Genomic DNA, 14,119 nt, shown 5'->3' on the forward strand with positions numbered 1-14,119 from the left:
TTCAATTTCAATATTTAATGTTCACAAATAATATTTAATAGCCATTATATTTTTAACTCATACAAGCCCCTAACCGCATTGCAGGCATAAATAACTTCTGCTTGTTTCAAATCTGATAAAGTTAAGACCTTCTCTTCTACCTGCCCGCTTTCAAGTAAATGCTGGCGATAAATCCCTGGTAAAATGCCAAGACTACTAGGTGGGGTATAGAGCTTGCTATTCATTTTTAAGACCAGATTCCCAATAGAGGTTTCAAGCAATTTTCCATCAGCAGTGTGATAGATGATTTCCTGCTCTCCCACTGTCAAATGCGGTCGGTGTGTTGTCTTAAAGTAGGTAAAGGCCTGCTCCAAATCAGCTTCTTGTAGACAAAGCTTGGCCTGACAAAAACTAGAGCTAAGCGGTGTCAATACTTGTCGTTCGATTTCAATCTCTCCAGATTTGTTGAGACTGATTCGCATCCGATAATCTTGACGGATGTCACAAGACTGGCACTCCTTCTCTAACTTTTGTCTCAAAACTTCTTGGTCAAATGGAAAGGCAAAGTAACGACTAGCCTTTCGTAGTCTTTCTAGATGTTGATTTTCAAAGAGCAATTTTTTCTGGCTGATTTTCCCTGTCGTAATCAATTGAAAACGAGGCTGTTTTCGGTAAAGAACAGCTGCCTTTTGATGGACCTCATGGTATTCTAACTCCCAAGTACTATCCCAAGTGATGCCACCACCAACTCCATAGATGGCTTGCCCTCGATGCAGTTGAATGGTTCGAATAGCCACATTGAAAATCCGTCGTCCATTGGGAAGTAAGAGGCCAACAGTTCCACAGTAAACTCCTCTAGCTTGTGGTTCCAAGTTCTTGATAATTTCCATGGTCGCTATCTTGGGAGCTCCTGTGATGGAGCCACATGGAAAGAGCGAACGGAAGATTTCTACTAGATCAACATCCGGTCGTAACTGACTCTTGATAGTTGAAGTCATCTGCCACACTGTAGAATACTGCTCAACTTGGCATAAACGCTCCACATGTTCACTACCAACCTCAGAAATACGGTTCATGTCATTGCGCAAGAGGTCCACTATCATCATGTTTTCTGAGCGATTTTTGGGATCCTGTTCCAACCAAGACGCCTCTTTCAAGTCGTCATCGTTATTCAAACCACGTTTAGTTGTGCCCTTCATAGGACGAGTCGTCAATTCACGACCATTTTGCTCAAAAAAGAGTTCTGGACTCATGGAAATCACTGCCATATCATCATGCTCTACGTAAGCATTATATCCCGCTTCCTGCTCCACCACCATACGATTGTAGATGGCAAAAGGATTAGCAGATAACTCCTGCTTGAGTTGGACAGTATAATTGACCTGATAGGTATCTCCTTGTCTTAAATGATGGTGAATTTGCGTAATTGCCTTTTCATAGGCCTCTGGAGATGTTAGTTCCTGCCAGTTTGATGGTAATTCCACCTCCTCATAAGTCAGAGGGATACTGGATTTTTCTACACTATCATGAATAGTGAAATAGAGGAGATACTCTCCTAACAAGGGACCCTCGTGAACCGCTAACTTCTCCTCAAAAGCAGGTGCTGCTTCATAACTAACATAACCAACTACATAATAGCCCTGCTCTTGGTAGCTTTCTACTTGAGCTAGCAAGTCTGCTACTTCTGCTAAATCTCTGGTTTTTAACTCTTTAATAGGCTGGGTAAAGGTGTATCTCTCGCCCAAAGTCCTAAAATCAATCACTGTTTTTCTATGCATATCCTAAGTATACCATAAAAGCCAGACCCCAAACAGGAGATCTGGCTTTTAAACTAATATGGTTGAGAAAACTTACTCAACATAATCTAACAAATAACCATAACCCTTTTCTTCCATTTGATCCTTTGGAATAAAACGGATAGACAGGCTGTTAATACAATAGCGAAGCCCTCCCTTGTCCTGAGGCCCGTCTGTAAAGACATGTCCTAAGTGGGAATCACCAGTTCGGCTTCTGACTTCTGTTCTGACCATATTATAAGACTTGTCTTCCTTGTAGGTCGCAACATCTGGACTGATAGGCTGGGTAAAACTTGGCCAACCACAACCCGATTCAAATTTATCTTTCGAAGAAAAGAGAGGTTCTCCAGTTGCTACATCCACATAAATACCTGATTCAAATTTATCCCAGTAACGATTTGAAAAGGCGCGTTCTGTTTGACTATTTTGAGTTACTGCATACTCCTCTGGAGATAGGAGTTTTTTCAATTCATCATCACTCGGTTTTGGATATTTACTCGCATCAATAACAGGATAGGATGCTTGATTGACATTGATATGGCAATATCCATTTGGATTTTTCTGGAGATAGTCTTGGTGATAGTCCTCAGCCACGATAAAATTTCTTAAGGCTTCCTTTTTAACCGCTAGAGGCTGGTCATACTTTTGAGCAACTTGCTCAAAGACTTGATTGATGACTTCTAGGTCCTGATCGTCCTTATAGTAGACTCCCGTTCTGTACTGAGTCCCCACATCATTTCCCTGCTTATTTTTACTGGTTGGATTGATAATGCGGAAATAATGGAGCAAGATCTCTTTTAGAGTAATTTGATTGGCATCGTAGGTCACATGAACAGTCTCAGCATGCCCAGTTTGGCCGATCAATTCATACTGGGTTGTTTCTCCTCTGCCATTCGCATAGCCAGAAACAGCATCTGTCACACCTGCTACTCTTGAAAAATACTCTTCAACTCCCCAGAAACAGCCTCCCGCTAGATATATTTCATGTAAGTCAGCATCTTTATCTGGCTCCGTTTTTTTCTTAGCACCTTGACCTTGGCTAACAGCTGCTTTCTCAATTTGAGAGGTATCGGTGTAGCTAGCGCTTCTTTTTTCCAAAAGAAATAAAATTCCGATGATGATGCAAATGAACACTCCAATTAAGAGTATTGTTTTCAATTTATCATTCATAATAAGCCTCTAATTCATAGTCTTTAAATTCTCTAAAATAGTTTCCTTGTCCATAAAGCCTGGTTGAGTCTTCACCAATTTGCCTTCTTTATCGATAAAGGCCTGAGTCGGATAAGAACGGACTCCGTAACTTGCTAAGAGTTTTCCCGAAGGATCTAGAAGGACAGGGAGATTTTTATAGTCCAAGCCCTGATACCATTTTTGGAAGGCTTCTTCTGCTTGTTCCCCTTTTTGACCAGGAGAAACGACTGTCAAGATGACATAGTCATCACTTGCTTCTTTAGCCAGTTCATCGGTATCAGGGAGGCTGGCTAGACAAATAGAGCACCAAGATGCCCAAAATTTGAGATAGACTTTTTTGCCTTTGTAATCTGATAGGCGATAAGTTTTACCATCAACTCCCGTAAGCTCAAAATCTGGAACTTCTTCTCCTTTTTTTGCTACCTGAGAACTAACTTGCGCTTGTTTGTCTCCATTTTCGCTCGTCGTCTGATTGTTACAAGCCGATAGACAGACCAGACTAGCACAGACCAATACGTATGCTTGCCATTTTTTCATTTTCATCACCTTTCTTATTAGATATATGAACATAGATAACGATTTTATAGCTCTATTATATACCTACCTTTCTAAAAATACTTGGAATCTGCTCGGAAATTAATAGCGCTTCTTGATGACAAGAAAACTCCCACCTGCTTAGCAGACGAGAGCTTTCAACTTTTTATCTATATTTTTCTTATAAAATCTTGAGGATATTGTGCACGCGCCCCTCCGATTAGTTTTGGACGACTAGCGAGGGCAGTTACGTGGGCTTGGCCGATCGATCTCAAAACTGGACGTATCGGTACTTGAACATGCTTGATATGCATCCCTATAGCCGTATCTCCAATATCGAGTCCTGCATCAGCTTTGATAAATTCGACCTCAACTGGGTCTTTCATATAGCGAAAGGCCGCCAATTGCCCAGATCCTCCAGCGTTCAGTGTCGGAAGAACACTAACAATCTCAAGATTGTATTTGATTGCAACCTCTCGTTCTACTACCAAGGCCCGATTGACATGTTCACATCCCTGAACTGCTAGGTGGATACCTCTTGATGACAGAATTTCTAATATTTTTTGAACAATTAATTCTCCAATTTCTTGACTAGAGGCTTTCCCGATGTGTCCTCCTATCACCTCACTGGAAGATAAACCCAAAACAAAGAGAGCCCCCTCATGGAGAGAAGCTTTTGCTAATACATCTTCTAGGATTTCCTCTACCTCTTTTTGTAATTGTCCTTGGTCCATACTTTACCTCACTTACTCCTTTCTATGATATCTTTTTTTCATCATTTTAGCAAGCTAGGGACATGGATCTACGTCCTATTGACTCTTCTATTTTATAATCAAAAAAGACAGAGAATATCCATCTCTGTCTCATTTATAATTCTATTTATATTTTTTGGAGTCCTTGGACGGCATCGTGATTGATGATAACTTGACCGTATTCTTGGAGAACTGAACGGCTGATATCACTATCATCAGCAAATTCACGCATGCGAGCCAATAACCAGGCTGGATAAAGACTTGGATGATCTTCTACATCAACCAAGACTGTTAGATAGTATTGGTCGTTCATCTTGTAAAGTTCTGAAGTCTCCATTTGGTAATCAACTGTTTTCGCAAAAGAAACCAAACTAGTTAAGTCGTCAAAGTGTAGGATGTAGTAGATATAAGGTTCTCTTTTTCCTTCTTCTGCCTCAGCAATTTCATCAATCGCTGCTTCTTCCTCTTTTTCAACCTGCTCTAGAGATTGAATAGCTTCAATGTCTTCTTTAGTTTTATCTGCCATGGTTTTTTCCAATGTTTTCAAAAACTCATCTGGAGACATTTTCGCCAATTCATCCATATCTGGAAGGTCTGCCAAATCCTCAAAATCCAAATTTTGGTCAATCTTAGACTTGGTTACAAAGACGTCGACCTTATCAGGCTTCGGTGTCACTCGGAAGCTAAGCATACCTGTATCCAAGAAACTGTCTGGCATCTCTAACTCATCCAAAATGGCGTAGAAGAACTCTTCTGTTTTTTCTTGTGGAACGAGAAAGTCTGCGATTTCCATTCCACGATCCATCAAATCTTCTAAAGACATCGTGATTTTCAAAGTCGTATCACTGATTTGTTTCATTTTCATAGTTCGTAACCTCATACTTTCAGTTCTATCTATTATACAAGATTTAAATGATTTTATCAAAAGAATGGCGTTGGAATGTGATATAATACTAGTATCTATTTTAGAATGTAAGAAAGAAAGTTTCATGAAAAATATAAAAGTTAATGCTTTGGCTAGCTTGCTGGTCAATATTTTAAACATCGTTTTTCCCCTGATTACTAATCCCTATCTAACACGGATTCTTAGTAAATCAAATTACGGCTACTTTAACACAGCTAACACCTGGGCGAGCTTTGTCATTCCACTAGCTGCCTTTGGGATTTACAATTATGGGATTCGAGCAATTAGTAAAGTAAAGGATGACAAAAATAAGATTAATTATGTCTTTTCTAAGTTGTTCTATATTTCGCTCATTACTTCAGTTGTAACAACCGCTATTTATTTCCTCTTTATTTATTTTGATACTAGTATTGTCAATCTAAAAATTCTTTACTATATCCTTGGAATCCAAGCTCTTTTCCAATTTCTGAATATCGAATGGATGAATGAAGCCTATGAGAATTATTCTTTTATCCTTTATAAAACACTTGTGATTCGTATTGGAATGTTGGTCGCTATCTTCGCTTTCGTTAAGACACCTGATGATATTGTTCCCTATGCTACAATCATGAGTGCAACAACCATTATCAACTATCTACTCAGCTTCCTATGGATTAAACGAGAAGTTTCCTTTGTCAAGATTGAAGTTATTGAACTCATCAAAGCATCTAAGCCTCTTCTGACCATGTTGCTTCTAGCAAATGCCAATATGCTCTACACCTTGCTAGACCGTATGTTCATTACCAAAGGACCTGATGAGAATTACATCTCCTACTACACTATTGCTTCAAGTATTGTTATGCTGATTGCTAGTGTCCTGAGTGGAGCTATCAATGTCAGCATTCCTCGACTTGGTTACTACTTAGGAAAAAAAGATTATACTTCATATAAAAATCTGGTAAACCAAGGTGCGGCTCTCTTCTACTTTCTTATAATTCCGACTAGTATCGGAATCATGGTTTTAGGAACTTATGCGACAGTTATCTACTCTTCTGAGAAATATATAGAAGCAGGAATTGTAACAAGCGTCTTTGCCTTTCGAACCATTATCTGGGCTATCGAATTAATCCTTGGAAAGCAGATTATCTTTATCAATGACCATGAAAACCGATTAACAGCTTTCTACTTTATCGGCGGCGGTGTCAATGTCATCCTAAACTCTCTACTCCTTTTCAACAACATCTTTACTCCTGCCTACTACATCGGGACAACGATTATTGCTGAGGCAATTGTGGTTCTGCTTGAAATCCGCTTTATTCAGAAACATAAACTCTTGGATTTGAAAGAAATCTTTGGAACATTAGCTCGCTACACAATTGTGTCACTAGGCTTTATTCCAATTTACTATATCTGTAAGATTCTCTTCCAAGTTCATTCATACACAGTGAATATGGCTATGCTCAGTATGGTAGTAGCTACAATTGCCGGATGTGCTATCTATTATGCTTTCGCTCTCTTTATCATTAAGGATAAAACCCTTCACTATGCAATAGATCTAGTTCGTGCAAAAATCAAACGAAGTTAACAAAATACCTATAAAGCTCAAGCTTTATAGGTATTTTTATTGTAGAAAAATTTAATTAAAAATCAGTTAGAAACTTAATTCTTTTCTTGGCTCGTTTGTGTCTTAGGTTCAGTAGATTGATTCTTTTCCTCAGACGTAACAGATGAGCTCTCTGTTTGTTGAGTTCTCTCAACTTCTGTTGTTTCGAAAATGTGCCCCTGACTATTTGCCACAGTTTGTTCCTGAGTTGTTTCCTCGGTTGTAACAGTCGTCCAAATTCCATCTGCATTAAGCCTGTACCCGTCAGGACTTGTTCCATTTCTTAGGAGAGAACCATTTGTTTGGAAATAGTACCAGTTACCATTCAGTTGTTTCCAACCAGTCTGCATTGCTCCGTTAGCATCAAAGTAATAACTTTGATCATCTACCTTGTATAAACCAGTTGCCATCTGACCATTTTCAGTGTCAAGATAATACTTACGGCCGTTATCTTGGAACCAACCTGTCTTCATCGCTCCGTTGCTTGCGAAGTAATAGTAATGGTTATCGAGCCATTTCCAACCGGTCTGCATAGCACCGCTTGCATTGAGATAATAACGGGAACCATTAATTTCTTGAAGGCCTGTTAGCATAACACCTTCTTTGTCTAGATAGTACCATTGTTCCTTATCTTTTAACCAGCCAGTCTTCATCGCTCCACTACTAGTGAAGTAATAATAATGGTTATCGAGCCATTTCCAACCGGTCTGCATAGCACCACTTGCATTGAGATAATAGCGAGAACCATTAATCTCTTGAAGGCCTGTTAGCATCACACCGTCTTTATCTAGATAATACCAGATGTCCTTATCTTTGAGCCAACCTGTCTTCATGGCACCATTGCTTGTGAAGTAATAATAATGGTTATCGAGCCATTTCCAACCGGTCTGCATAGCGCCACTTGCATTGAGATAATAGCGAGAACCATTAATCTCTTGAAGGCCTGTTAGCATCACACCGTCTTTATCTAGATAATACCAGCTATCTTTGTCTTTGACCCAGCCAATTTTCATATCCCCATCGCTAGTAAAATAGTTCCAATGACCATCAAGGAAGGCCCAGCCAGTTTTCATGATTCCATAGTTGTCAAAGTAGTAGGTCTTTCCATTAATTTTTTTCAGACCAACTGAAGGAACACCATCTCCATCATAATAATACCAGCTTACCCCAATCTTTTGCCAACTAGAAGCCCTTCCTTGAGCCTGTAGGCTACCATTACTTGCAAAGAACATCTTCTTGCCATTAAAGACTTGTAAGCCAGTCAGCATTTTACCATCTTTATCAAAGAGATATTTTTGACCACCGATTTCAGCTAATTCGTTATAAAGTCTTGCTCCGGTTGAACTGATATAGTACCAAGAACCACCTTGCTTAAACCAACCCTCATACTGCATCTTACCATTGCTATTGAGGTAATACCAGTTGCCATCTAGTTTTTCTCTGCTATCATTCAAATGAATCCATTTGCTTGCCTGCATTTGACCTTTACCATTAAAGAAATAGTAAACATCGTCTATTATCCGCCAACCAATAGCCATTTCATTATCAGTTAAACGATATTTCCAATAACCATCCTCTTTGTACCATCCTTCAGATACTTTAGGAATATCTGGGAAAGAATCGGAAATATTTGTAAAACCAGAATCAGCAATTTTAAATACCGTAGCATCCTTAGTTAGACTAGAAGCATGAACCACTTGAACCTTCTTCTGTTTCAGATAATCTCTTGTTGTAGCAAGATTCGCACTGTAAGAAGATGTATGTACAACCATACTAGGTGAAAGAGAATCTAAGAAAGGAATAGTATTTGAAATTTGAGCATCGTAATGATGATTCCATTTCATCATATCTACTTTGCCAATTTCTGGGCCTAATCTATCCTCAGCACCTTCAGCATTATCCAAGTCCCCACCAAGATAAATCTTTTTCCCTGCAACAGTTACAACTGCAACCAATGAATTAGAATTATCATCATAGACTCTTTTCAATTTGCCATCTGGACCATACTCATTTTTATAGTTGTAGAGCTGGATGTCCATATCACCCAATGTAAAACGACTATCTTCTTTCTTTATATCTTGAACAATAGTTACGCCTTTTTCTCGGGCAACATTGAGAGCATTATCATAATTAAAAAGATTATCCCATAAACGCCATTTACTGGTAATTCTTTCATCAGTATATTTTTTTAAATATAGTTTCCCGACTGGATAACGTTTTAGAATTTCGTCCGCCCCACCGATATGATCACTATGGACGTGGGTTCCTAAAATAAAATCAAATTTTTTAATCCCTAGTCGATTTAAATGTCGAAACAAACGATCTTCTAAAACTAGATCATTTTGTCTCGTGATACCAACTCGACTTGGATATCGTGGATTTGTTCCATCTGGAAAATCGTAATCCTCTCCCATGTCAATTAAGGCATAGTGCCCGTTACTCTCTAAAAGAATAGCATCACTTCCAGACGCTCCCTTTGTATTTATAAAGTGGATACGATTTCCAGAACCAGCTGGGACTGTATCTGCCTTCACTGATTGTAATTGACTTGCGGCAGCTGATAATAGTATGAAACTAAATAAGAGCGATTGTTTAATTTTCTTCATGTAAATTACTTCTTTCACAATAATCATGGTAATATGACCAGATAAAGATTCATTTTTTTATAAGTTTGGATCATTTCTTTAAAACAACTCGGGCTAATTTTGCATCACCTTGTTTATAGATTGGATTTTCTTTCCAATTATAATTGGTATTTGGAGTTTCAAAATCAGCTCCATACAAGTGACTGATATAGTCTCTTGTATTCTCTGGAATTTTTACATCAACATTCTTAAAATTGGCTACTTGTAACTGACTGAATGGCAATTCGTAATGATAGACCTCATGACGAGTTGGTACTCCCAAAGCATTAATCATAAAGAAAATCGTATCGGAGGATATTGTTTCCCCTTTTTTATCATAAACAATAAAATCTACATTCAAACCTTTAAAGCTGTATGACAGTTCTACCAATTGTTCATTGTAGTAAAATTCTTTGGTTCTTGAGAAACCTCTTTCCAAGAGATATTGTTCATCCTCTACAAAACGTTGATAATCTGGAATAATGATGCCAAAATCCATATCTAGGTCATGGCTAATAAAATCATTTTCTCTAAAAAAGCCTAATAGAGTCCCAAAATCCAACCAAATATCATAATCTTTCAAAGGAGAACTATAAATAGTTTGAAGAATTTCTTCAAAGTTGTCTTTTAACAACTCACTTCTTTTGGAGTCCAATTCAACGTTCGCTTTGTCATTGAGACTTTTAATGATTGGTAAGTTCTTGATGAGGTCTTTCTTGTCCCCTAAAAGACTTGCCAAGCTTCTTTTTAACCATTGTAACACGTCTTACACCTCTTTTATATAAGCGACAAAATCATCATGTTTCACTCGTTTTTCAACTGGTGGAATTTCCATAAAATCATCACCGTAGATAGCTGATAAAATTTGATGGGAAGCCTCAGGGATTTTGTAGGTTCTATCTTCGAATGGACTATCCATTACTTTATCAAGCAGCGTCTTCTCAAATTTTGTAGAAGTTCTCTTATTTTCCATCAAATAATCAATAGAATCATTATCATTATCCTGCATTGAGAGAAGGTTCATTTTTTTATTCCAAGTTTTAACTCTTGTTAAACGGAAAACAAGAACCAATAGATATCTGATAATATTCTTCAATCCAGCATTTTTACTATGAATACCATAGAGAGTATATACAGAAAGTCTGCGATAGGTATCTAGTTTAGCCATCTCTTTGTTGACATCAGCATAATAATCAAATGGGAAAACATCCACGCAAATTCCTAAATCGATATCATTTTCAATATAGTTATTCTCATAAACTGTACGTGCATCATATACTCGATAAAATGGATAAGGATAGCGAGCATCATTTTCCCAAGATGCTACTTTGTAGATAGGGTCATTGTCCCGTAGAACTGCTTGGTATAACTTGTCATACTCATCACGTTTCAAAGAGATATCAACATCATCATCCCAAGGAATATATCCCTTATGTCTAACGGCTCCTAATAGAGTTCCATAAGCCAAAGAATAATTAATATTCTCTTTTTGACAGAGATTATGAATGTAGTCCATCACTCCTAATTCTACTTCTTTAATCTCTTCTTCATTTAGTTGTCTATATCCATCTCTCTTTTTAGAAATAACAGAGAAATAATAGCCTGAGATTATAAATAGAATACATCCTAACAATGAAATACCATAGAGAGTTGAGCTCAAGAATAAATTAGAAATTAAGATTACAACCGTCATGAGTAGACCAGAAACAAGCTCATTATCTGTTATCTTATCCTTTTTGTCTTTTAGGAATTTCTTGATGCTGGCCCAGATAAATGAAATCATGAAAGCAGCAAAAGGTAGGAAACCAAGTATACCATTATAGAAAAGTAGTTCTAAATATCCATTATGAGTCAAGTAATGCTCTTTAATGATATATGCACTTGCATCATAAGTTTTCCCTAACTCATACCAGTTACCCGCTGAGTAACCAAATAATGGTCTCTTTGGAATAAATGAAGCTGTCGATTGCCAAATAGCAAAGCGATTATTGGAGATATTTTCTTCGCTAGTATCCGTTCTCTCTAAAGTTAAATTATTGTTTTCACCTTTTTCTTTATTGAGCTGTATTTCCGCAGAATGAGCTTTTAAATACAAATCACTACTATACTTGACACCATTATAAGATAAAAATACTAGCCCAACTGTTAATAATACAGTGACAAAAGATTTCGCCTTATTGCTATATTCAAATTTTATCAAAGAATAAAGAAATGCAGCTACAACTAAACAAATATATGTCGTTCTTGAACCTGATAGAACTATATAGGCAAAGTTTAAAATAATGGAAGAAATAGCTAGAGTTTTAACAATTTTGTTTAAAGCAGAAAGTCTCATCCATAAATAGATAATGATAATTAAGGAAATAATTGAAAGATAGTTGGGACTTGCTAAAATACCAAACAAGCGTGACTCAACAAATCCTTGACGAATCAACAAGCCTTTATAATCGAAAACTCTATATCCGATTAGCATAAAAAATTGAACAAGAGATAAGAAAACCCCAACAGTGTTTGCAACAGTAATTACTGAAAAGAATACGTTAAACAAAATTCGAGATTTTTCTCTACTAAAGTTCTGAAAAATTGGGTAAATAGCAAAGAAATATATAAAGAACACTACCAAGTTCTTGATATTTGTTGAAAAACCATACTTCATCACCAGTAAACTTGTAATAATATTCATGGCAAAAAAGATGATTAAGTACTCAATTTTTCTAACAAATAAATAGGCCTTCTTTACAAAGAAATTATATAAACCTAATAGGACTCCCAAAAGAGTCATACCTAGGGTAACAAATTTATTTGCAGAGATGAATTGAAGGGGGACAATGAGTCCCGCCATACAATAAAAAGATATGACTGATAAAAATACCAGATTAATTTTAAAATAGTTTTTCTCAATAATAGAAATCATTTTCTCTCCTAACGACTATGTTGACGAAGTAAAATCTGTGTGTAGAGCTTTCTGCTGAATAGTAGAGCTAGAAAACTTATTTTTCTAGCATTGGTAAATCTAGCATCTTTTAAAATGTTCACTCTATTCTGTTTTAGATAATTTATCAATTTATCTTCTAGTAGTTTATCTTTAAAATCAGAATCAATCAACAACCTATCCAAGACATAGAAATAGGCCCAATTTAAACGCATCGTTGCAACATCAGCGATTGCGGGATAGTGCTCTCTTATTATATTCGCATTTTGCTCATATGCTTCAATCACATTTAAGAATTTTAATGAGAATTTTTGTGTAGTAATACTATTTTCACGATGGACATAATAATACTTCTTCTCATTAGTCGCAACAACCTTCTGACATTGATCCAGTAAACGAATCATAATAAAGGCATCTTCTGCAATTTTTCCAACTTCAAATTTCAAATGATTAAAGAGCTCTTTTTTATATAACTTATTAACAGCAGTAACTGATAAGACCTTTGCTTCCATAACCATTTTTATAGCTTCTTCTGAAGAAAGGTTCCAAGTTTTAATCTCTGAAACTTGTTTTTCAGGAATCTGATGAAAGACATCGTAGTGACCGCACATTGATAAATCTGCATTCGACTCTCTTAATTGACGGTAGAGTGTTTCGTACATATCTTCATCAATATAATCATCACTATCAATAAAGCCAATCAAATCTGAAGAAGCATGATCAATTCCTGTATTTCTGGCTGCAGATAGGCCACCATTCTCTTTATGAATCACACGAATTCGTTGGTCTCTCAAGGCCAGCTGATCACATAAGTCACCACTCTGGTCTGTTGAACCATCATTGATAAGTAGCAATTCAAAATTGGTATAAGTCTGCTTTAAAATCGACTCAACACATCGTTCAAGATAATTTTCTACGTTGTATACAGGAACAATGATACTAATTTTTTCTTGCATTGTATTCTCCCTTATATTCTGTATAGCTCTTATCCATATCTGCTATTATGGCATCGTGGTGAGGTACTTGCTTGTCTGCAGGCGGTGGTGTCATATAGTCACCAAAAGCTGTGCTAAGATAAGCATCATAGCCGACCGGAATAGGCATTTCTGTTCCCTCGAAAGGTAGGAAGATGTTGTCTTCAAAGGCCTGAATTGGATACTTTTTCTTCATGTATCCTGGCCCTGAACATAATTCTGTAATGCCATCACTTTCGGCTGGTCCATACTTGGTCATTTCTTTCTCAGCCTTTTTCCAGATACGATAGCGAAGCGATTTAGGAGTCAACCCTAGTAAAATGGTACTACCCCACTTCATGAGAGCTCCATGCTTTTCTGGAATGGTTTGTGCACAAAATAGAGAATAAATCAAAGCCCAGCGGACCTGTTTCTTGCGCTCTGCTGGATTTTTAGGGTAGTAGTCCAAGGGAAGAACATCCAAAGCCAAGCCATGGGGAAGATCCAAATCTTGTTGATAAGGCTTGATACAAGTCGTCTCCTTATCGCGAATGGTAATAAAGAGGTTACGGTCTACATAGTCTTTAGAACTCTTTGATAGGAAGTAACGCTCATCCGCATATTGAGGCCATAACTCTGCTAGTTTTTCATAGTCCTTTCGTGGCATAAAGAAGTCCAAATCATCATCCCAAGGGATGAAGCCCTTATTACGAAGGGCGCCAATGGCTCCTCCACCACAGAGATAGCACAACAAATCATGTTCTTTACAAAATGCGACGAAATATTCAGCCATCTCCAGACTACGAGCCTGAATCGCTTTCAAATCACTCATGTCTCTCCTCTTCTGTCCAATAACGAGTTATATCGTTTTA

The 14,119-nt window shown here is 37.3% G+C and carries 11 protein-coding genes; 1 reads left to right on the forward strand and 10 read right to left on the reverse strand.

Annotated features, from left to right (window positions below):
• Positions 1-44 precede the first annotated feature (44 nt).
• The 5 genes from pabB to mecA form a co-directional block, all read right to left on the reverse strand.
• Complete coding sequence (pabB, locus tag O3643_RS02825; protein ID WP_371499720.1) at positions 45-1,757, reverse strand: aminodeoxychorismate synthase component I; 1,713 nt, start codon at positions 1,755-1,757, stop codon at positions 45-47.
• 72 nt (positions 1,758-1,829) lie between these two features.
• Positions 1,830-2,945 (reverse strand): peptide-methionine (R)-S-oxide reductase MsrB, encoded by a 1,116-nt coding sequence (gene msrB, locus O3643_RS02830; RefSeq protein ID WP_371499722.1) that lies wholly within the window; start codon positions 2,943-2,945, stop codon positions 1,830-1,832.
• A 9-nt stretch (positions 2,946-2,954) separates the two neighbouring features.
• Positions 2,955-3,503 (reverse strand): redoxin family protein, encoded by a 549-nt coding sequence (locus O3643_RS02835; protein ID WP_371499724.1) that lies wholly within the window; start codon positions 3,501-3,503, stop codon positions 2,955-2,957.
• A gap of 167 nt (positions 3,504-3,670) precedes the next feature.
• A complete protein-coding gene (locus O3643_RS02840; protein WP_371499726.1) occupies positions 3,671-4,234 on the reverse strand; it encodes a TIGR01440 family protein in 564 nt (187 codons plus the stop codon).
• Positions 4,235-4,379: 145 nt separating this feature from the next.
• A complete protein-coding gene (gene mecA / locus O3643_RS02845) occupies positions 4,380-5,117 on the reverse strand; it encodes an adaptor protein MecA (RefSeq protein WP_371499728.1) in 738 nt (245 codons plus the stop codon).
• 124 nt (positions 5,118-5,241) lie between these two features.
• Here mecA and O3643_RS02850 point away from each other — a divergent pair, with 124 nt between their 5' ends.
• On the forward strand, positions 5,242-6,720 hold the full coding sequence (locus O3643_RS02850; RefSeq protein WP_247912670.1) for an oligosaccharide flippase family protein: 1,479 nt from the start codon (positions 5,242-5,244) through the stop codon (positions 6,718-6,720).
• 74 nt (positions 6,721-6,794) lie between these two features.
• On the opposite strand, the gene O3643_RS02855 is transcribed toward O3643_RS02850, so the two are convergent.
• From O3643_RS02855 to O3643_RS02875, 5 genes are all read right to left on the reverse strand, one after another.
• A complete protein-coding gene (locus O3643_RS02855; protein ID WP_371499730.1) occupies positions 6,795-9,344 on the reverse strand; it encodes an MBL fold metallo-hydrolase in 2,550 nt (849 codons plus the stop codon).
• A gap of 70 nt (positions 9,345-9,414) precedes the next feature.
• A complete protein-coding gene (locus O3643_RS02860; protein ID WP_371499732.1) occupies positions 9,415-10,125 on the reverse strand; it encodes a LicD family protein in 711 nt (236 codons plus the stop codon).
• A 3-nt stretch (positions 10,126-10,128) separates the two neighbouring features.
• Complete coding sequence (locus O3643_RS02865) at positions 10,129-12,276, reverse strand: LicD family protein (protein WP_371499734.1); 2,148 nt, start codon at positions 12,274-12,276, stop codon at positions 10,129-10,131.
• Between the two features lie 8 nt (positions 12,277-12,284).
• A complete protein-coding gene (locus tag O3643_RS02870; RefSeq protein ID WP_371499736.1) occupies positions 12,285-13,250 on the reverse strand; it encodes a glycosyltransferase family 2 protein in 966 nt (321 codons plus the stop codon).
• A complete protein-coding gene (locus O3643_RS02875) occupies positions 13,234-14,079 on the reverse strand; it encodes a phosphorylcholine transferase LicD (protein WP_371499738.1) in 846 nt (281 codons plus the stop codon). The genes O3643_RS02870 and O3643_RS02875 overlap by 17 nt, the downstream gene beginning before the upstream one ends.
• Positions 14,080-14,119 lie beyond the last annotated feature (40 nt).

Source organism: Streptococcus sp. 20925_1_44 (genome assembly GCF_041432435.1).
Lineage (GTDB): Bacteria > Bacillota > Bacilli > Lactobacillales > Streptococcaceae > Streptococcus > Streptococcus infantis.

Bases quoted from the DNA above. Each gene is read 5' to 3' on its own strand.
- pabB (WP_371499720.1), bottom strand. From the start codon at position 1,757: ATGCATAGAAAAACAGTGATTGATTTTAGGACTTTGGGCGAGAGATAC.
- msrB (WP_371499722.1), bottom strand. From the start codon at position 2,945: ATGAATGATAAATTGAAAACAATACTCTTAATTGGAGTGTTCATTTGC.
- O3643_RS02835 (WP_371499724.1), bottom strand. From the start codon at position 3,503: ATGAAAAAATGGCAAGCATACGTATTGGTCTGTGCTAGTCTGGTCTGT.
- O3643_RS02840 (WP_371499726.1), bottom strand. From the start codon at position 4,234: ATGGACCAAGGACAATTACAAAAAGAGGTAGAGGAAATCCTAGAAGAT.
- mecA (WP_371499728.1), bottom strand. From the start codon at position 5,117: ATGAAAATGAAACAAATCAGTGATACGACTTTGAAAATCACGATGTCT.
- O3643_RS02850 (WP_247912670.1), top strand. From the start codon at position 5,242: ATGAAAAATATAAAAGTTAATGCTTTGGCTAGCTTGCTGGTCAATATT.
- O3643_RS02855 (WP_371499730.1), bottom strand. From the start codon at position 9,344: ATGAAGAAAATTAAACAATCGCTCTTATTTAGTTTCATACTATTATCA.
- O3643_RS02865 (WP_371499734.1), bottom strand. From the start codon at position 12,276: ATGATTTCTATTATTGAGAAAAACTATTTTAAAATTAATCTGGTATTT.
- O3643_RS02870 (WP_371499736.1), bottom strand. From the start codon at position 13,250: ATGCAAGAAAAAATTAGTATCATTGTTCCTGTATACAACGTAGAAAAT.
- O3643_RS02875 (WP_371499738.1), bottom strand. From the start codon at position 14,079: ATGAGTGATTTGAAAGCGATTCAGGCTCGTAGTCTGGAGATGGCTGAA.